At 46.6% G+C, this 19618-nt stretch carries 18 protein-coding genes; 16 read left to right on the top strand and 2 right to left on the bottom strand.

The window, feature by feature from the left end:
- Positions 1–471: 471 nt before the first annotated feature.
- The 16 genes from BLW60_RS03735 to spoVM all read left to right on the top strand — a co-directional run bounded on the left by BLW60_RS03735 (position 472) and on the right by spoVM (position 16926).
- Positions 472–3060, top strand: coding sequence for a glycoside hydrolase family 48 protein (locus tag BLW60_RS03735; RefSeq protein ID WP_074714550.1), 2589 nt, complete (start codon positions 472–474; stop codon positions 3058–3060).
- Between the two features lie 230 nt (positions 3061–3290).
- Positions 3291–4169: a YicC/YloC family endoribonuclease gene (locus tag BLW60_RS03740; RefSeq protein WP_074714551.1), complete on the top strand. Its 879-nt coding sequence runs from the start codon at positions 3291–3293 to the stop codon at positions 4167–4169.
- A gap of 6 nt (positions 4170–4175) precedes the next feature.
- Positions 4176–4433, top strand: a complete 258-nt coding sequence (locus tag BLW60_RS03745) for a DUF370 domain-containing protein (RefSeq protein ID WP_028518629.1) — start codon at positions 4176–4178, stop codon at positions 4431–4433.
- The gene (gene gmk / locus BLW60_RS03750; RefSeq protein WP_074714552.1) at positions 4426–5031 is read left to right on the top strand and encodes a guanylate kinase; all 606 of its coding nucleotides are present in this window, start codon (positions 4426–4428) and stop codon (positions 5029–5031) included. The genes BLW60_RS03745 and gmk overlap by 8 nt, the downstream gene beginning before the upstream one ends.
- Positions 5024–5233: a DNA-directed RNA polymerase subunit omega gene (rpoZ, locus tag BLW60_RS03755; RefSeq protein WP_074714553.1), complete on the top strand. Its 210-nt coding sequence runs from the start codon at positions 5024–5026 to the stop codon at positions 5231–5233. Before gmk ends, rpoZ begins: the two co-directional genes overlap by 8 nt.
- Positions 5233–7683, top strand: a complete 2451-nt coding sequence (priA, locus tag BLW60_RS03760) for a replication restart helicase PriA (protein ID WP_074714554.1) — start codon at positions 5233–5235, stop codon at positions 7681–7683. The genes rpoZ and priA overlap by 1 nt, the downstream gene beginning before the upstream one ends.
- A gap of 17 nt (positions 7684–7700) precedes the next feature.
- Complete coding sequence (gene def, locus BLW60_RS03765; protein WP_074714555.1) at positions 7701–8171, top strand: peptide deformylase; 471 nt, start codon at positions 7701–7703, stop codon at positions 8169–8171.
- The gene (fmt, locus tag BLW60_RS03770) at positions 8168–9097 is read left to right on the top strand and encodes a methionyl-tRNA formyltransferase (RefSeq protein WP_074714556.1); all 930 of its coding nucleotides are present in this window, start codon (positions 8168–8170) and stop codon (positions 9095–9097) included. Before def ends, fmt begins: the two co-directional genes overlap by 4 nt.
- Before the next feature lie 10 nt (positions 9098–9107).
- Positions 9108–9782, top strand: a complete 675-nt coding sequence (locus BLW60_RS03775; RefSeq protein WP_074714557.1) for a zinc metallopeptidase — start codon at positions 9108–9110, stop codon at positions 9780–9782.
- Positions 9782–11074, top strand: coding sequence for a 16S rRNA (cytosine(967)-C(5))-methyltransferase RsmB (rsmB, locus tag BLW60_RS03780; RefSeq protein ID WP_074714558.1), 1293 nt, complete (start codon positions 9782–9784; stop codon positions 11072–11074). The genes BLW60_RS03775 and rsmB overlap by 1 nt, the downstream gene beginning before the upstream one ends.
- Before the next feature lie 9 nt (positions 11075–11083).
- Positions 11084–12142 (top strand): dual-specificity RNA methyltransferase RlmN, encoded by a 1059-nt coding sequence (gene rlmN, locus BLW60_RS03785; RefSeq protein ID WP_074714559.1) that lies wholly within the window; start codon positions 11084–11086, stop codon positions 12140–12142.
- Positions 12139–12867, top strand: a complete 729-nt coding sequence (locus tag BLW60_RS03790; protein WP_074714560.1) for a Stp1/IreP family PP2C-type Ser/Thr phosphatase — start codon at positions 12139–12141, stop codon at positions 12865–12867. Before rlmN ends, BLW60_RS03790 begins: the two co-directional genes overlap by 4 nt.
- A gap of 16 nt (positions 12868–12883) precedes the next feature.
- Positions 12884–15274 carry a Stk1 family PASTA domain-containing Ser/Thr kinase gene (pknB, locus tag BLW60_RS16190; protein WP_081348107.1) on the top strand — a complete coding sequence of 797 codons (2391 nt, stop codon included), beginning with the start codon at positions 12884–12886 and terminating at the stop codon, positions 15272–15274.
- The gene (gene rsgA / locus BLW60_RS03815; protein ID WP_074714561.1) at positions 15274–16149 is read left to right on the top strand and encodes a ribosome small subunit-dependent GTPase A; all 876 of its coding nucleotides are present in this window, start codon (positions 15274–15276) and stop codon (positions 16147–16149) included. The genes pknB and rsgA overlap by 1 nt, the downstream gene beginning before the upstream one ends.
- Entirely contained in the window at positions 16146–16787 is a 642-nt protein-coding gene (locus BLW60_RS03820; RefSeq protein ID WP_074714562.1) for a thiamine diphosphokinase, read from the top strand. The genes rsgA and BLW60_RS03820 overlap by 4 nt, the downstream gene beginning before the upstream one ends.
- Positions 16788–16842: 55 nt before the next feature.
- The gene (spoVM, locus tag BLW60_RS17375; protein ID WP_367267445.1) at positions 16843–16926 is read left to right on the top strand and encodes a stage V sporulation protein SpoVM; all 84 of its coding nucleotides are present in this window, start codon (positions 16843–16845) and stop codon (positions 16924–16926) included.
- A gap of 146 nt (positions 16927–17072) precedes the next feature.
- On the opposite strand, the gene BLW60_RS03825 is transcribed toward spoVM, so the two are convergent.
- Complete coding sequence (locus BLW60_RS03825; RefSeq protein WP_175460879.1) at positions 17073–18389, bottom strand: ABC transporter permease; 1317 nt, start codon at positions 18387–18389, stop codon at positions 17073–17075.
- Between the two features lie 14 nt (positions 18390–18403).
- Complete coding sequence (locus BLW60_RS03830; RefSeq protein WP_074714563.1) at positions 18404–19600, bottom strand: transglutaminase domain-containing protein; 1197 nt, start codon at positions 19598–19600, stop codon at positions 18404–18406.
- Between the last annotated feature and the right edge of the window lie 18 nt (positions 19601–19618).

Here is a 19618-nt window from a genome sequence, read left to right on the forward strand (position 1 = left end):
ACACAAGATGAATAAAAAATGAATAAAATGTTAATTCACAAGAGAGACAGTTTTGCGAAACGCTGTTTCGCAGGCAAAGCGACAGGTAAATCTTATAGCGAAAGTGTGAGGATTTTGTGAGAGTTTATTGTGGGTAAGATGAATGTTGATACGATTTGTTTTATAATGCAACTTATTAACACTTAGTTGATATATCCGATTTTTAGCTGTTTTCAGCGGTAGACAAAATGTACAAAAAAGCAATTGGCTTTGTGTGCATTGCAACAAAAATGACTTTGCTCAGGAGTAAACTGTTGACACGCATTGAATTGTAGAATATAATAATCTTGAAAATAGTTTGAGAATTGTGTGCAGTCTGCGTGAAAATGCACACAGTGTACGAAGTATTTTCGTATGCACCCCCGAAAGTGCGAACCTTAGGGGGCAATCCATTTTTTAACCACTATATTATTACGAGAGGGGTAAAAACAAATGATAAGCAAAAAGAATAAGGCTCTCGCAGCTGGCGTTCTTGCAGCTGCAATGTCCGCAACCGCAGTTCTTCCTACATTTGCTTCAGCTGCTGAGACTTCCAGCTATGCAAAGGAAACAACTTACGCTGAGATGTTCTCGTCACTTTATGATGACGTTGTAACAAACGGTGTAGAGAACGGCTACCTTAGCAAACAGACAAATGGTTCTGGCTTCGGTATTCCTTATCATTCAGTAGAAACATTCATCGTTGAGGCTCCTGACTATGGTCACGAGACAACATCAGAAGCTATGTCATACATCGTATGGATGGCTGCTATGCACGATGTTCTTGCTTCAAAGAATGTTATCAGCGGTTCTAAGGGCGACCTCAAGAAGGCTTGGAACACAATGGAAGCTATGATCCCTGGTTGGTCAAAGGCTCACGGCAGATCAGATATCGATTACAGTTCATTCTGGACACAGACAAAGGTTGAGGCTGACTCATCAGAAGAGTGCGATCAGCCAAGTGATTATCCTGCAAAGCAGGAAGGCGGTAAGGCTGCTAACCCACTTTATGAGACATTCAAGTCTGCATACAGCAAGGACGCAGGTTACTACCTCATGAACTGGCTCGCTGACGTTGACGACTGGTACGGCTTCAGCAAGGGCACAGACGGCGAAGGCAAATTCACATTTATCAATACATTCCAGAGAGGCGAACAGGAGTCTTGTTTCGAGACAGTTCCTGCTCCTTGTCTTGAAGAGCTCCTTTGGGGTATGGAAAGCAAGGATAAGGATAACGGTAACGGTATCAAGGCTATCTTCAATGGTAAGGACAAGGTTCCTTCACAGTACTCATTCACAAACGCTCCTGACGCTGAGGATCGTGCTATTCAGGCTGTTTACTTTGCAAACCAGTACAATGCAGGTGATTCTTCTGTATCTGCTCTCGCAGGTAAGATGGGTGACCAGTGCCGTAACGACATGTTTGATAAGTACTACAAGAAGATCGCTGAGGATACAAAACTCACAAGCTCTGCTGAGTCAGGCAACGGCGGTCAGCACTACCTCATGGGCTGGTATACTGCTTGGGGCGGAGCTCTTACTGCAAGCTACGGCAACTACGGCTGGGCATGGCAGATCGGCTGCTCACACTCACATCAGTTCTATCAGAACCCACTTGCTGCTTATGGTCTTCTCTATGATTCAGCAATCAATTCTGGTATGAAGTCTAAGGGCGCAAGCGATGACTATACAGAGTCTCTCAAGAGACAGATTGAAATGTATCAGTGGCTCCAGTCTGTAGACGGTCCTTTCGCTGGTGGTTGTACAAACAGCTGGAGAGGTCGTTACGAGACATATCCTTCAGGCCATGCTACATTCTATAAGATGGCTTACGTTCCACATCCTGTTTACGCTGACCCGGGTTCAAACCACTGGATCGGTAACCAGGTATGGTCAACACAGCGTCTTGCTGAGCTTTACTACTATGTAGTAACAAACGGCGACAAGTCTAACCAGACATACGGCGGTCTCGACCTCGAGACAGCTCTCGATAAGCTCCTTACAAGATGGGTTGATTGGTTCGAGAAGAATACTCAGTTCGACTATGTTGACGATGCAGGCAATACACATACATATGCTATCCCTTCAACTCTTGACTGGGGTTCAAGCGATACAGACTATACTTGCACACCTGATACTTGGACAGGTGAATACAACGAGAACGGTAACCAGAAGCTTACTTGTAAGATCGGCGGTTACGGTCAGGGAGACGTAGGATGCGTATCCTCACTCTGTAACTCACTTATGTACTATGCTAAGGCTAAGGGCGTTGATCCTTCATTCGCTACTAAGGAAGGCTCATCTGTTGAAGAAAAGGCACTTTACCTTGCTAACAGACTCCTTTCAGCTCAGTACTATGAGGGACGTGACGCGATCGGTATCACATTTACTGATTCTAACCCAAGCCTCAAGAGAGTATATGAGGAGAAGGTATATATTCCTGATTACTATAAGGGCGAAATGCCTGATGGTTCTAAGCTTGAGCCAGGCGCAACATTCTCATCGATCCGTAAGAGCTACGAGAAGGATAAGATGTGGCAGGAGTGCAAGAAGTACTACGATGGCGAAGGTACAGATAACAATGGCGATGGTACGGTTGACTGTGGCGACTACCAGTTCCAGTATCACAGATTCTGGCACGCTGGTGACGCTGTAGTAGCTTACGGTACAATGGCACTTCTCTACCCAGAGGTTAAGCCGATCGTTCCAGGTACTACAACAGCTGCAACTACAACTACAACTACAACTACAACAACTACAACAGTTACTACAACTGTTTCTGATAAGACTCCTACAGTTACTGTATGGGGCGACGCTAACTGCGACGGCGATGTAGATATGTCTGATATCGTTCTTATCATGCAGAGCCTTGCTAACCCGAACAAGTATGGCATCGGCGGTACAGACGCTACAGCTATCACTGCTCAGGGTCAGGCTAACGCTGACGTTGATACATCAAGCAAGGGCATCACAACTCAGGACGCAGTTCGTATCCAGAACTTCCTCCTCAACAAGATCTCTTCACTTGATCCAACTAAGTAATTATTACTTATAATTAAGTAGATCTAAAGCTGCACGGTCATACCGTGCAGCTTTTTTATGCCCAATTCGACCATGAGACGTAAAGTCATGGCGGACGAGGGTGTTCGCCTCTGCAAAATTGAAATCCGCGATATTTTCCGAAAAAAGCTTGCATTTTGCTTTAAATAATGATATAATATTATAATAGCATTTTTATGCGAAAAAATATTCCTAAGAAAGCAGGCGATAGGGTGCTTAGAAGTATGACAGGCTACGGAAGAGCGCAGCAGATACTTAATGGACGCGATATCCTTGTGGAGATCCGTTCAGTTAACCATAGATATTATGAATATTCGTCAAGAGTTCCCAGGACCTACAGCTATATAGACGAAAAGCTGAAGGCTCTGCTCAAAACAAGCATTTCCCGCGGTAAAGTTGAAATAGCCGTAACGATCAATAATATCGAAGGCAAAGATACCGAGATCGCTGTTAATAAGGGTGCAGCTGAGGGCTATGTAAACGCTCTCAGAAGCATTGCCGATGAGCTCGGTGTGGAGGACGACATCACACTTTCAAAGCTTATGAAGCTCCCCGATATATTCAATATACAGAAAACTCCCGATGACGAGGAACAGGTCTGGGAGGACGTTTCAAAGGTAGCCTCAGAGGCTATCGGCAAATTCGTTGAAATGCGCCAGACAGAGGGTGAACGCCTTAAAGCCGATATAATCGAAAAGGCTGAGGGTATACTGAAAATGGTAGCAAAGGTTGAGGAGCTCTCACCGCTTACCGTTGAAAACTACAGGAACAGACTTTACAAGAAGCTCAGCGAAGTCCTTGAAGGCAAGGATATAGACGACCAGAGAGTTCTTACAGAAGCTGCTGTTTTCGCTGAGAAAATAGCCGTTGACGAGGAGACTGTAAGACTCCGCAGCCATATCTCTCAGCTTGAGAATATGGTATCGGGAGATGATGCAGTGGGCAGAAAGCTTGACTTCATCGTGCAGGAAATGAACCGTGAGGTAAATACTATCGGTTCAAAGGCTCAGGATCTGAACATTACAAAGGTCGTAGTCGATATGAAGGCTGAGATCGAGAAGATACGCGAACAGATCCAGAATGTTGAGTAATTTACCATGAAGCTTATAAATATAGGTTACGGAAATATGGTGTCTGCTGACAGGATAGTTACTATAGTAAGCCCCGAGTCAGCTCCCATAAAACGCCTCGTTCAGGAGGCTCGCGACGACGGCAGAGCCGTTGACGCTACCTACGGAAGAAAAACAAGAGCCGTAATGATAATGGACAGCGGTCATATTATCCTTTCATCACTCATTACAGAGACTCTTGCTGCAAGAATAAACGGTTCAGGAGGAGCTGACGACGATGAATAAAGGCAGACTTATTGTATTTTCCGCTCCGTCGGGCTGCGGAAAAGGTACAATGCTGGAGGAGATACTGAAGGACCAGCGTTTCGCAGTATCTGTTTCGGCAACTACAAGAGCTCCCCGAGAGGGTGAAAAGGATGGTGTGAATTATCACTTCCTTACCCGTGAGGACTTTGAACAGCGTATCGCTGACGGCAAGTTCATTGAACACGCTGAGTACTGTCAGAACCTTTACGGAACTCTTTCCAGCGAGGTTGACGGCAGACTTGAAAAGGGACTCAACGTAATACTTGAAATAGAGCCTCAGGGCGCAATGAAAATACGCGAAAAGCGTCCCGATGCACTGTTTATATTCATAGTTCCGCCTTCAATAGGTGAACTCCGCCGCAGACTCAAAAAGCGCGGCACAGAGACCGATGAGGTCATAGAAGAGCGTATTTCAAAGGCAGCATGGGAGATATCTCAGGCTGAGAAATACGATTACATCATTGTCAACGACGCCCTTGAGGACGCTATAAGCGACTTCTTCGCAGTTATACGCGGAGAGCAGCTTAAAAAAGAGTTTTCGGGCGATATTATAGAAGAGGTGCTTAAAAATGCTTAGACCTGCAGTAAATCAGATCATCACAAAGAATGAGAGCTGTTATTCACTCGTTATTGCTGTTGCAAAGCGCGCAAGACAGATCTCAGAGGAGCTTTACGAGAACGGCGAGACTCTTGAAGAGAAGCCTGTAAAGACAGCTGTTGAGGAGCTTGCAAGCGGAAAGTGCAAGATAGTAAGCACTGTTCCACAGAGCAACGAGTAATGCCCCTTATTGCGGAGACCGCAGTCAGCGGAACAGCCTATTCGTTTGATATGCTGTTCAGCTATGCTGTTCCCGAAAAGCTGAAAGCGGATATCGCCTGCGGATGCAGAGTGCTTGTACCTTTCGGTAAGGGGAACAAACGCAGGATAGGAGTGGTCATGAAGCTCTCCGAGGGCGATAAAAAGGGACTTAAATCCCTTGTGTCACTTGTGGACGCAGAACCTGTCATTTCGGAGGAGCTTCTCAGACTTGCCCTGTATATAAGAGAGCATACCTTCTGCACATATTTTGATGCAGTAAAAGCCATGCTTCCGCCTGCAATGAGCGTGAGCGCAAAAGAAACGTTCAGGCTTGTTAAGAATTTCACGGATATATCTTCTCTCAGTAATGAGGCTGCCGAGTTTCTGGAAATACTTTCGGGTACGGCAGGGAGCAAAGAGCTGAATGAGCTGATAGAGAAGCATATAATAGATAAGGGCAGACATCTTCCCGATGAGCTGTGCGACGCAGGTGCACTGGACTCGGACAACGTTTTCAGGCAGGCTGTGGGCGATGCAGCAGTGAGAATGGTGCGCCTGACAGAAAAGTATATGAGTGCTCCCGAGGGCTTCGAGCTTACTCCGAAGCAGAAAAAGGTAGCTGATTTCCTTGAGGAATTCGGCTCTGCTGCCGTAAGGGAAGCTGCGTATATGTGCGGAGTTACCGAAGCGGTAGTGAAGCGTCTTTGCGCAAACGGAGCAGCCGAGGAATACGAAGCCGAGGTGCTGAGAAGAGTAGAGGGCGATACGGACGAGAAAAGAAGTCCGCAGGATATAGTCCTTTCAGATGAACAGCAGAAGGCTCACGATACCGTGCTTGCTCAGCTTTTTGAGAGAAAGCCTGCGGTGTTCCTGCTTCACGGTGTAACGGGAAGCGGCAAGACCTCGGTATTTGAAAAACTCATAGACGATACTGTAAAAATGGGACGGCAGGCAATGCTGCTCATTCCCGAAATAGGTCTCACTCCGCAGATATTGAAGCGATTTCGTTCGCTTTTCGGTGAGAGGGTAGCTGTAATACACAGCGGTCTTTCCCTCGGACAGAGACTTGACGAATACAAGAGAATAAAACGGGGCGACGCGGATATCGTAATTGGTACGAGAAGTGCTGTATTTGCTCCGCTGAGTGATATCGGACTCATCATTATAGATGAGGAGGGCGAGCGTTCCTATAAATCGGACAGTTCGCCGAGATATTCCACACATGATATCGCCAAGCAGCGATGTGCTTACCATAAGTCTGCACTTCTGCTTGCTTCGGCTACACCTTCCATCGAGAGTTATTACCTCGCCGAAAGGGGAGTATACAAGCTTCTCGAAATGAAGGAGCGTTATCAGAATTCGCCGCTTCCCGAGGTGAGTATCATTGATATGAACCTTGAGCGTGAGGCAGGCAACCGCACTGAATTCAGCCGCAGACTTGCGGAGGAGATAAGCCTTAATCTGAAAAACGGCGAGCAGTCCATACTGCTTCTAAACAGACGAGGCTATCACACTATCATAAGCTGCTGCGACTGCTATCAGCCTGTGTACTGCCCGAATTGCTCGGTACCGCTGACATACCACAAGAAAAACAACAAGCTGATGTGCCACTACTGCGGCTACGTCAGTGACCCTGTGGAGGAGTGCCCCTCCTGCGGCTCGAAGCACCTTAAAAATATGGGCTTCGGTACGCAGAAGCTTGAAGAGGAGCTTTCCACATTCTTCCCGACTGCGCGTATACTTCGCATGGACGCGGATACAACATTCTCACGGTATTCCTATGAGAAAAGCTTCAGGGATTTCCGCGAGGGGAAATACGATATAATGATAGGTACTCAGATGATAGGCAAGGGACTGGATTTCCCCGATGTTACGCTGGTAGGTGTACTGTCGGTGGATAAGGCTCTGTATGCAGGGGATTTCAGAAGCTATGAACGCACCTTCTCACTTATCACTCAGGTGGTGGGACGAGGCGGACGCGGTGAGCGCAAAGGCAGGGCAATATTGCAGACCTTCATTCCAGAGCACTACATCATGAATCTTGCTGCCGCGCAGGACTACAAGGGCTTCTACAATGAGGAGATAGCCATACGCCGTGCAATGATATTTCCGCCGCTGTGCGATATGTGCATTTTCTGCTTTGCAGGCGGTGAGGATTTTTCAGTCAAGGTGGGTGCGGACGCTGTTCTGGGACTTATGAACTGTAAGCTCAGGGAGCTTCAGCCGAAAACTCCCGTGCGTGTGCTTGGTCCCGTGAGATGCTCTTACGGCAGGATAAACGGCAAGTACCGCTACAGGATAATAATGAAATGCAAGAACAACGCCGAAATGAGGGACTATATAAGCGGAGTCCTTACAGAGTCGGCAAAGCTGAAAGAGATGAAAGGTATTGCCCTGTATGCCGATATGAACGGCGATGTGGGCGTATGAGAAAAGGATAGGATAAAATGGCACTTAGAAGAATTTTAACCGATAAGGACGAGGTGCTCCACAAGGTTTGCAAGCCCGTGGAGAAGTTTGATGAAAAGCTTGCGCAGCTTCTTGACGATATGCACGAGACTCTCGACAAAGCCGAGGGTGTTGGTCTGGCTGCTCCGCAGATAGGCTTGTGCCGCAGGATATTCATCATGCACCTTGACGAAAACGATATAGTCGAGGCTATAAATCCCGAAGTTACCAAAAAAGAGGGCAAACAGCGTGTGCAGGAGGGCTGCCTTTCATGCCCGAATGTATGGGGCTATGTTACAAGACCTCTGAGCTGTCACCTTAAAGCTCAGGACAGGAACGGAAACTGGTTCGAGCGCGATTTCACAGATCTCGGAGCACAGTGTACCTGCCATGAGAACGACCACCTTGACGGTCATATATTCACAGAAATAGTCGAAGAATTCTTTGTACCAGAGGAGCCTAAAAAATGAAAATAGTATTTATGGGAACACCTGATTTTGCTGTACCGTGCCTGCGTACTCTTGCAGAGAGCGGACATGAGATAGCAGCAGTTTTCACTCAGCCCGATAAACCAAAGGGCAGAGGTTATAAGCTCATACCTACGCCTGTAAAGGCTGCTGCCGAGGAGTACGGCATACCTGTTTATCAGCCGCTTTCACTGAGAAAGGGCGATGACGCAGAGGAAGCTATGAAAACTCTCCGCGATATAGCACCCGAGCTTATAGTCGTTACCGCTTACGGACAGATACTTCCTAAGGAAGTCCTTGAGCTCCCAAAGCACGGCTGTGTGAATATACACGCTTCACTTTTGCCAAAGTACAGGGGCGCAGCTCCTATAAACTGGGTAATACTCAACGGCGAAAAGGAGACAGGTGTTACTTCCATGCAGATGAGCGAGGGACTTGACACAGGTGATATGCTCATCAAGAAAAGCACCGAAATAGGCGAGAATGAGACCTATGAGGAGCTTTATGCAAGACTTTCCGATATGGGCGGCGAAGTCCTTGCAGAAACTATAAAAGCTATTGAAAGCGGCGATCTTCACCCCGAAGTACAGGACGACAGTCTCAGCTGCTACTCACCTATGATACGCAAGGAGATGAGTGCGCTGGACTTTTCAAAGTCTGCTGCGGATATACACAATACTATCCGCGGAGTTACGGGTTTTGCAATGCTTGAGGGCAAACGCCTTAAAGTGTTCAGATCAGAGCTTTCGGATAAAAAGTACCCCAATGCTGAAAACGGGGCTGTTGTCGATACAAAGAGCTTTGCAGTAAAGTGCGGCGACGGCGGTGCGGTAATATTCCGCGAAGTTCAGCCTGAGGGCAAAAAACGCATGAATACAGAGGACTTCCTCAGAGGCAAGAAGCTGACTGAGGGAGAGATACTCAGCTAAGGAGGAAAATATGGGTATAATAGGACTTTTAATTATGATCTTGCTGCCGCTCATCGCACAGATAAATGTAACGACAACTTTCAACAAGTACAGCAAGGTAAGCAATTCAAGAGGACTTACTGCTGATGAAGTTGCAAGAAGGATACTCGATGCAAACGGTCTTTCTCATGTTGGTATCGAGCATATCAAAGGCAGCCTCAGCGACCACTATGATCCAAGAGCAAATGTTGTAAGACTTTCAGATTCATGCTACGGCAATACTTCTGTAGCTGCTATCGGCGTAGCTGCTCACGAGTGCGGTCATGCCTGTCAGCACGCTGAGAACTATACTCCTATTGTAATAAGAAGCAAGATAGTTCCTGCTACAAATATCTGTTCACGTTTCTGGTATTTCGTACTGATCATCGGTGTTCTTCTTAGCCAGATGGCTATTGGTACTACTCTTATATATGTAGCTATCGCTATGTTTGCGGCAGTAGTTCTTTTCCAGATCGTTACTCTTCCATGCGAGTTCAACGCAAGCGACAGAGCTTTAAAGACCCTTGAAAATGACGGTATCCTTGAAATGGACGAAGTTCCAAAGGCTAAGAAGGTACTCACAGCAGCTGCTATGACATACGTTGCAGCACTCGTAGCATCGATCATACAGCTTCTCAGACTTCTTGCAACTGTAAGAAGAAGATAATGACAGACCCGAGATACCTTGCTGTAAAGCTTCTCGATAAGACATTCAGCGGCGGAAGCTACTCGAATTTGCAGCTGGACAGCGGTCTTAAAGCCTCTGATCTCGACGACAGGGGAAAGAAGCTGTGCTCGGCTGTTTACTACGGAGTTATAGAGCGCAGGCTGACTCTTGACCATATCATCGGCGGACTCAGCTCACGTCCCATTGCAAAGCTTGACAGCATTATCCTTAATATACTGCGCTGCGGTATCTATCAGATAATGTATATGGACAGTGTCCCCGATAACGCAGCCGTAAACGAAAGCGTTGCACTTGCGAAGAAATTCCGCAAGACAAGTGCTTCGGGCATGGTAAATGCAGTACTGCGCAATTTTATCCGCAGCGGCAAGGAGATAAAGCTGCCGAAAAACAGCGCGGAAGCAATGTCTGTGAAGTATTCCGCACCTGCCGAACTTGTGAAAAGTCTCACCGATGATTACGGTGCAGAAAAAGCAGAGGAATTTCTTGCAAATTCTCTTGAAAAGAGTGTCACATATCTGCGTTTGAATGCGTTATTATGTAATGAAAAAGTGTTTTATGAGGCACTTGGGGGCATAAAAGCGGAAAAGCTGAGAGAGTGCTGCTACACCGTGGAAAGCGGTGACCTGACAGCAACGGAAGCTTTCAGAAAGGGATATTTCCACGTACAGGGGCTTGCATCACAGTTTTGCTGTGAAGCCCTTGCTCCAACCGAGCAGGACAGAGTCCTTGATATATGCGCAGCTCCCGGCGGCAAGACCTTTACTATGGCGGAGCTGATGAACGGTAAAGGCGAGATATACGCCTTCGACCTTCACGAAAAACGTGCCGAGCTCATACGCAGGGGTGCGGAGAGGCTCGGTCTCACCAATATAAAAGCGGCAGCAGGGGACGCGACAGTATTCGATCCCGACCTGCCGAAATTCACTAAGATACTCTGCGATGTCCCTTGTTCGGGACTGGGAGTCATTGGCAGCAAGCCCGAGATAAAGTACAAGAATATCTCAGACTTTGCAGGGCTCCCCGATATACAATATAAAATAGTGTGCAACGCGCTGAACTATCTGGAAGAGGGAGGTACTCTCGTATATTCCACCTGTACAGTGCGAAAAGCCGAGAACGAGGAGGTCTGTGAAAGACTTCTCCGCGAACACCCCGAGCTGGAGGCAGTTGAGCTTCCCGAGATGCTGGGAGAAAATTTCGGCACTATGGCTACACTTATGCCGCCGAAATTCGGCAGCGGTTTCTTTATTGCAAAATTCAGGAAAAAGTAAGGTGATAAATTGGAAAAAATCGATATTCTCAGTCTTGATCTTGACGAGCTTGCAGAGATACTGACGAGCATCGGCGAGAAGAAATTCCGTGCAAAGCAGATATTTCAGTGGCTGCACGTGAAAAGAGTCCTTGATTTCGACAAAATGACTGATATATCTGTCCAATTACGCCGCAGCCTGAACGAAATTTTTTGTATAAATGGACTATTTGTGCAGAAAAGGCTTGAATCTGCTATAGATAATACGGTAAAATATCTTTATAGGCTTTCTGACGGCAATTTCGTCGAGACTGTTCTCATGGAATACAGCTATGGCTACAGCATCTGCGTGTCGACTCAGGTGGGCTGTAAAATGGGGTGCAACTTCTGCGCTTCAACTATAGCAGGCTATGTCAGAAGTCTTACTGCCTCGGAGATTTTATTGCAGATCTACGAGGCTGAACGTGATTCAGGCAAACGTGTCTCGGGAGTGGTGCTCATGGGCATCGGTGAACCCCTTGACAATTTCGACAACGTTATGAAGTTCCTGCATCTGCTGTCACATAAGGACGGCAATGATATGAGCCTTCGTCACGTTTCGCTTTCTACCTGCGGTATCGTACCGCGTATATATGAGCTGGCGGACAAGAAATTGCAGCTTACCCTTTCGGTATCCCTTCACTGTGCGGATAACGAGGGACGAAGCGAGATAATGCCCGTCAATAAAAAGTACGATCTTCCGAGCCTTATCGAGGCTTGCAGATATTATATCGATAAGACGGGACGGCGTGTCACCTTTGAATATGCCGTTATCGACGATGTCAATTCCTCGCCCGCAGATGCCGATAAGCTGGCAAAGCTGCTTAGGGGAATGAATTGCCATGTTAACCTTATACCCGTTAATAAGGTAAGGGAACGAAATTATCATACAGCCCGCTCAGGCGTTGCGGAATTCGCAAAACTGCTTGGCAGGCGGGGAATAAACGCTACCGTAAGAAGAACTCTCGGCAGCGATATCGAAGCAGCGTGCGGTCAGCTTAGACGCGATGCTGCACAGCAGAATGAAAAGAATGGGGGTGCGGATACTTGAGATTTCGCTTTGGCACGGATATCGGTCTCATGCGCGAGGAAAACCAGGACGCAGTGAGATGCGAATATTTCGGCCATAATGTTCTCGCCGTAGTATGTGACGGTATGGGAGGCGAGCGCGCAGGCAAGGAAGCCAGCGAGCTTGCAATAGAAGAATTCTTCCAGCGTTTTTCGGCGGATTACAAAGAGAGTCTGAGCGATGAAGAGATCCGTAAGCTCCTTATCTCCTCGATCTCGGCAGCTAATTCCGTGATATATACACGGGCAAGGTTCGATTTCAAGAATTTCGGCATGGGAACGACCTGTGTTGCTGCCTTTGTCAACAAGAAAACAGCTTTCATAGCCAATGTCGGTGACAGCAGAGCGTATCTTATAACGGATACGGGGCTCGTAAGGATCACTACCGATCATAACGTAGCCGCTCTCCTCTTTGAACAGGGCAAGATCACCGAGGAGGAAATGGAAGTTCACCCTCAGAAGCATATGCTCGTCCGAGCGGTAGGCGTAGAAAAAACAGTGCTTACAGATACATTTATGCTTGATTATGAGGATAATAAAATAAGCCTGCTGCTTTGCTCTGACGGACTTTCGGGTTATTGCAGCGACGATGAGATATACAGCGTCATACTAAACTCAGATTTTGATGATGTTGCAGACGAACTTATTAAATTAGCTCTCGCAAAGGGCGGCCGTGACAATGTAACTGTTGCGGTAATTTCTGACTAACGCAGGAGGAAAGGAAATGGATAAAAACATTGGCAAAAAGCTCGACGGAAGATATGAGATAACCGAGCTTATCGGCGTCGGAGGTATGGCTGAGGTCTACAAGGGCGTTGATGTTATCGACAACAAAACGGTAGCAATAAAAATACTGAAAAAGGAATTTGCAGAAAATGAAGAGTTCCTGCGTCGTTTCAGAAACGAGTCAAAAGCGATAGCAGTACTTTCTCATCCTAACATCGTAAAGATATACGATGTGGGCTTCTCTGAAAAGATACAGTATATCGTTATGGAGTATATCGACGGTATCACACTTAAAGAGTATATTGAAGAGGAAAAAGTACTTTCATGGAAGGACACAGTTCATTTCGTTATACAGATACTCCGTGCTCTTCAGCACGCTCATGACAAGGGTATAGTCCACCGCGATATAAAGCCGCAGAACATTATGATGTTCACTGACGGCACTATAAAGGTCATGGACTTCGGTATTGCCAAGTTTGCTCGTGAAGAGGGCAAGACTGCTACAGATCAGGCAATAGGAAGCGTTCATTATATCAGCCCCGAGCAGGCAAGCGGCAACGTTACAGACGCTAAGAGCGATATCTACTCGGTAGGCGCAATGATGTACGAGATGCTCACAGGCAGAAAGCCGTTCGACAGCGATAACCCCGTTGCTATCGCAGTTATGCATATGCACGATATCCCCGAGCGTCCAAAGCAGATAAATCCTGATATCCCTGACGGTCTCGAAGAGATCGTACTCAGAGCTATGGAAAAGGCTCCCGAGGACAGATATCAGACAACTGCCGAAATGATAAGCGATATCGAAGCATTCAAGGCAGATCCTCACATCTCCTTCGGTTACTATGCCGAGGAGGACGACGAGAGCGAGCAGGAGATGCTTGACTCTTCCGTTGAAAACAATGTACAGTCAGAGAGCAGACAGGAAGTAGCTAACGCTTACGCTGCAAAGGCTGCATCTTCATCAGTTGGAGCACCTGCTTATGCAGGAGCAGCAGCTGCAATGGCAGCAGGCGGCAGAAACGCAGGCGCAAACGGCAGCGGTACTTCTGTTTCTCAGAGATACAATGACGCATACACCAATAACTATAACAATAACGGCGGTTATGAAGATGACGAGGACGAGGATGAGGAGGAAGAGCGTTCTTCACTGGTAGTCCCTGTTCTTACGGCAGTAGTTGTCGTTGTTATCATCGTTGCAGTATTCTTCGTTGTAACGATGCTGCGTAACCTTATCACAAACAACTCCATGAAGGGCGGCAATAAGATGCCTGAACTTTATGGTATGGACTACTATGAGGCAGAACAGAAATGGGGAAACAGCATCAAGTTCCAGATCGAGGGTTCTGAGTATAACGAAAAAGATGAAAACTGCATTATCAAGCAGAGTATCGAAGCAGGCTCAGTATTCAAGAAGGGTGATGTCTGCAAGGTAACTATCAGTAAGGGTATGGAGACTGTTGATGTTCCTCATGTTGCAGGAATAAACGCAGACCTTGCAAAGCTCCAGCTCAAGGACAGAGGTCTTGAATGTAAGATAATCAAGCGTTCGGACGCTAATGTAAATCCTAACTATGTAATCAAATCCGAGCCTGAAGAGGGTACGGAAGTATATAAGGGCTCTACAGTCGTTCTCTACGTAAGTATGGGCGCAAATGCAGAGCAGTTTGAGCTTGAGGACTATACACACATGAGCATTGATGACGCTGTTATCAAGGCAGGATATAAGAACCTCAAGGTCGAGACAGTTTCAGAGCCTTCATACGAGAAGAAGGATACAGTATTCAAGCAGGATCCTGAAAAGGGTACAAAGGTAGAGGGCGGTTCTACAATTACTCTCTATGTCAGCGACGGTACTATCCCTGACGGTAAGGTAAGCATTGACATACCGCTTCCGGGTGATGCAGACGGACGTTTCAGCATCGACTTTATCCTTACAGACGAAAAGGGCCACTCAAAGGCTGAGACAACAGGTCTTATCGTTTGCCCGGGTATGTCAACAGCATCAGTATCTATCGACGGTTCAGGCAAGGGCGTTGAAGTAAAGGCTTACCTTTACAATATGACAACTTCACAGAGAGCTCTTCTCGGAACATACAGCTTCGACTTCTCAACAAATTCTTACTCAACTATATCTGAGGATATCGGAGGAGCATTCAGCGCAGTAGGCGGATACAAGCAGCCAGAGACAGAGCCTCCGACGGAAGCTCCTAAGCCTACAGAGGCTCAGCAGCAGCCGACAGATCCGCAGCCAACTTCACAGGACGTTAACAGTGATAGACAGCCGGGCTTAAATGGTATCTATGATGAAAATCAGAACTGGATCCCATACAAGGAATACGAAAACGGCGACTGGGAAGGTCCCGGAAATACTTGGCGTTTCTATTGATGAAAGATAGTAACAGCGGAATTATTATAAAATGCTTAGGGGGACTCTACAGTGTAGAGTCCCCTGACGGTATATATGAGTGTAAGGCGAGAGGAGTTTTCCGCAACAGGGGTATCAGTCCCTGTGTTGGCGACAGAGTTACCGTAGAGGACGGGGTAATAACCGAGATAGCCGACCGAAAAAACTGTATCATAAGACCTCCTCTTGCAAACCTTGACCAGCTTATATTCATAGTCTCCACCTGTGAGCCTGCACCTAATTATCTTATACTGGACAAGTTCATCGCTATAGCAGAGTATAAGGGCATAACTCCCGTTGTGGTCATCACAAAGACCGATCTGGGCGACAGCAGTCCCATACATGAGATATATGGCGGCATCGGCATAGATGTAGTGGAAGTCAAGTACGACGATGAAGCATCTGTAGAAGCCGTAAGGAAGCTTCTTACAGGGAAAATAAGCGCATTTACGGGCAATTCGGGTGCAGGAAAGTCAACACTGCTCAATGCTGTCGATCCTACGCTGAATATCGCAACAGGCGAGATAAGCAAAAAGCTGGGCAGAGGACGGCATACTACGCGCCACGCGGAGCTTTATAAGCTCAGCGGCGGCGGATATATAGCTGATACTCCGGGTTTCTCCACATTCGAGACAAACAGATACGATATAATCCGCAAGGAAGAGCTTGCAGGCTGTTTCCGTGAATTTGAGGGGCTTACCGATAAGTGCCGTTTCAGAGACTGCGCACACGTATGTGAAAAAGGCTGTGCGGTAGTAGAAGCGGTGGAGCGCGGCGAGATATCGAAAAGCCGCCATGAAAGCTATAAAACTATGTATGAAGAGGCTAAACAGCTGAAGGAGTGGGAATTGAAATGAAAAAATGCGCTATATTCGCAGGCGGAGATGTGCCTGAAAATAGTACTGAAAGGCTTCTTGAAAGGCTGAAGGAAACAGACCTTGTGATATGTGCGGACTGCGGCTATAATCATGCCAGAAGGCTTGGTGTAGTACCTAATATAATCGTAGGCGATTTCGATTCCTATACGGAAGAGCTGCCGTCAGGTATCGAGATATTGCAGAGCGTCCCCGACAAGGACGACACAGATACTCTTATGGCTGTAAAACACGCAATAGAGCTTGGCTACTCAAATATCGACCTGTACGGCGGTCTGGGAGGCAGCAGATTTGAGCACAGCTTTGCTAATATCCAGACTATGATTTATGCCTATCAGCAGGGCTGTACACTTAATATGTACGGCGACAGCGACCTTACGATACAGGGAGCAGATGACGGAGAGGTAGTTTACCGCAGCAGAGATAACGGCGTTTATATCTCTGTATTTGCCCTTTCGGAAAGCCTTGGCATAGATTATTTCCGCGGAGTCAAGTATCCCCTTGAGGATTACTGCATGGTGCAGTCCTTCCCCATAGGAGTAAGCAACGAGATAACCGAAGGCAAAGCAAGACTGCGTATCAATAACGGACTTGCACTTATTATAATCACCAATAAGTAACAAAAACGCCTTTGATGAATATAATAGAGTATATCATCAAAGGAGGGATAACATCTTGAAGATAGTTGTCATAAAAAGTCCGAAATTCGTATCAGGTTTTCTGCGTATGATATTCGGTATCAAAAAAGAAGAGCAATAAAAAAGGCTGACTCATGCGAGTCAGCCTTTTTCCTAATATTGCGTAATTTTATATCACTGCAATATATTTTTATTTTTTAATTATTGGATAATCAATGCTTTTCCGTTGAAAAATACTGTTTTTGTGCCCATTTATAGGAGACGTTTTTATGATTTATTCTTGTTGAAATACTGTCCAACAGCTTCGCTTCCGCAGAGTATGAAGAAAACAACGACAGTGAGTATGAGCGATACCGCATAGAGCAGTATAGCAAGACCTGAGCTGCCCTTATGCTGGTTTATCATAAACAGTCCGGGGAACAGCTGTATAATTCCGAAGAGCAGAAACACAAAGGAAGTCAATGACTTTATACCACCTATTCCTGTCATGAGAAGAAGTGAGAGCAGACCAGCTGCACCTGCGATATATACTGCTGAATTTTCGATTATCTTGCTTATGCCGCTGAGACCGTCCTTGTATTCAAGTCCGAGCTGACCTGAGTAGAGCAGGAAGAAAACAACGGCTGCAATAACGCCCAAAACAGCGATCACGATAGTTATCACGAAGCCCTTCTGTGCTTCTCTCTGGCGAGCTTCTTCCTTGAGGGCAAGCATCATCTGGAGACTTGCCTTTGAGTCTTTCTGGTCAGATGTGAGGTTTGCGGATGTCCTTGCTTGTGACTTAGCGCGCTGAAGGTCCTCGTCAACATACTTAGGCTGATATTTTGGCGGCTCAGGCTCGTCATCGAGGATAGGAGCAGTTATAGGTGCCTGCGGCTGCGGCTGCTTAGGCTCTTCCTGTTTCGGTGGGGGAGTGTAATTGTCCTCATCGAGTACAGGTGCACTGACCTGCACAGGAGGAGCAACTGCGCCCAGCTGAGTTCTTCTCATGTCGATTATCTGCTGCTGCTTATCAGCAGGAAGCGCGTCAAAACGAGCTTTCAGGTCAGGTGTAAGACCTGCGATTATGTCATCGTCTGAAAGTACGAGCTTTTCATGAGTATAGGGTGCGCTGTTATCGTCAAGCACAGGAGCGGAAACGCCTGTAGGAGCACCTTTCTTCTCATATGTCTGACCGTACGCTGTATTATCATCAAGTACAGGAGCGGATACGCCTGTAGGAGCACCCTTTTTCTCATACGCTTGACCGTAAGATATATTATCATCAAGGACGGGGGCTGATATTCCCGAAGGAGCACCTCTTCTGTCGTCTGCCTGACCGTAACCCATACTGTCATCAAGCACAGGAGCTGATATGCCTGTTGGAGCGCCTTTTTTCGCGCTGTCTGAAACAAAGCTGTCCATATCATCGAGTACAGGAGCAGATACTCCTGTAGGACCGTCTTTCTTTGGTGCGGGAGCTGCATATCCGAAATCATCGAGGACAGGGGCGGTAACACCTGTAGGTCCTTCTTTTCTGGAAGCCTCGGGAGTATAGGTTATCTCCTCGGGGAGTCCTCCGATTGGATTGTTTTCATCGTACATAATCAACACCTCGTTTAATGAGAATTAATAAAATCCGTAATGCTTATATCTTTGCCGTTGGATACTGTGGAATAGTAAGACAGGACAAGAGAAGCGTCAACAGAGTCTATAAGATCATCGCCGTTCACGTCGGCATATTTTGTCTGTTCAGAGCTGAATGAGCGTGTACCGTTTCCTGATGAGATACGCGCATATTCAGCAAGTATCATGGAAGCATCGACAGAGTCCACGAACTTGTCGCCGTTAAGGTCGCCCAGCGAATAGGTTGGCGGTTTATATTCGTACTGAGAAATAGGATAAGCCTTTTTGAACTCCTCTGAATTGTAGTCGGGGAATGAAAGCCCGTTGTCATTGCGGGGGATATGGGTTATATTAGGGCTTACAGAGTCGAAATCGTCCGAGCCTTTCAGAAAATACAGGAAATAATGTCCGTTATATCTCAGATCCCATGTAGGATCGAGGAGATAGTACTTTTCGCCAAGCTTTACTATGAGCCATACATGGTTGCCGTCGGGGTTCGCACCGCTGATATCGTGGGATATACCTGCGATAACACGGCAGGGTATCCCCGAATCGTTATACATCTTATAAAGAAGCTGTGCAACGCCCTGACAAACGGCATTGCCGTTTATTACAGCATTGTAGGCTGAATATATGTATTGATCCTCTAAATCGGTGGAGTAAGAGACCTTTTCCGTGACGTACTTATATATGGCACGTATTTTTTCGTAGTCGGATTTCTGATCGAGAGAAAGTGCACCGAGTATACGGTCGACTTTATCATCGAGCATGGCTTCTTCCTCGGGAGTTGTATAATACATGACTCTATAGGTGAGTTTTCCCGGATTTTTAAAGTTTACCAGACATTCGTATTTTTTTACAGCAAAGCGGAGATAGTCGCCTTCATCGCCGCTGCCTGTTTCTTCAAAGGCTTTGAATATAAGCGACTGAGATAAAGTTTCCGCTTCTTCTTTTGCCTTGCTTTCATCGCCTGAGAATTTTACATTATCCACGAATATGGTGAATTCGGCAGAACGTGCTTTGAGATATCCTCGTATCTGTGCAGCTGCGTCATTTGTCGGCAAAGAAACGTTCTCTGATGTTATATCAGGAACAGAAGATCGTGCAGCAAAAGCTGATGTTGGTATAATGCTGCCTGTAAGAACGACAAGAGAAGAAAGCGCAGCCAGTATTTTTAACGAGTATTTCATTTTATGCCTCCTTTGCAA

It is taken from the genome of Ruminococcus flavefaciens, from assembly GCF_900108555.1.
GTDB lineage: Bacteria > Bacillota > Clostridia > Oscillospirales > Ruminococcaceae > Ruminococcus > Ruminococcus flavefaciens_P.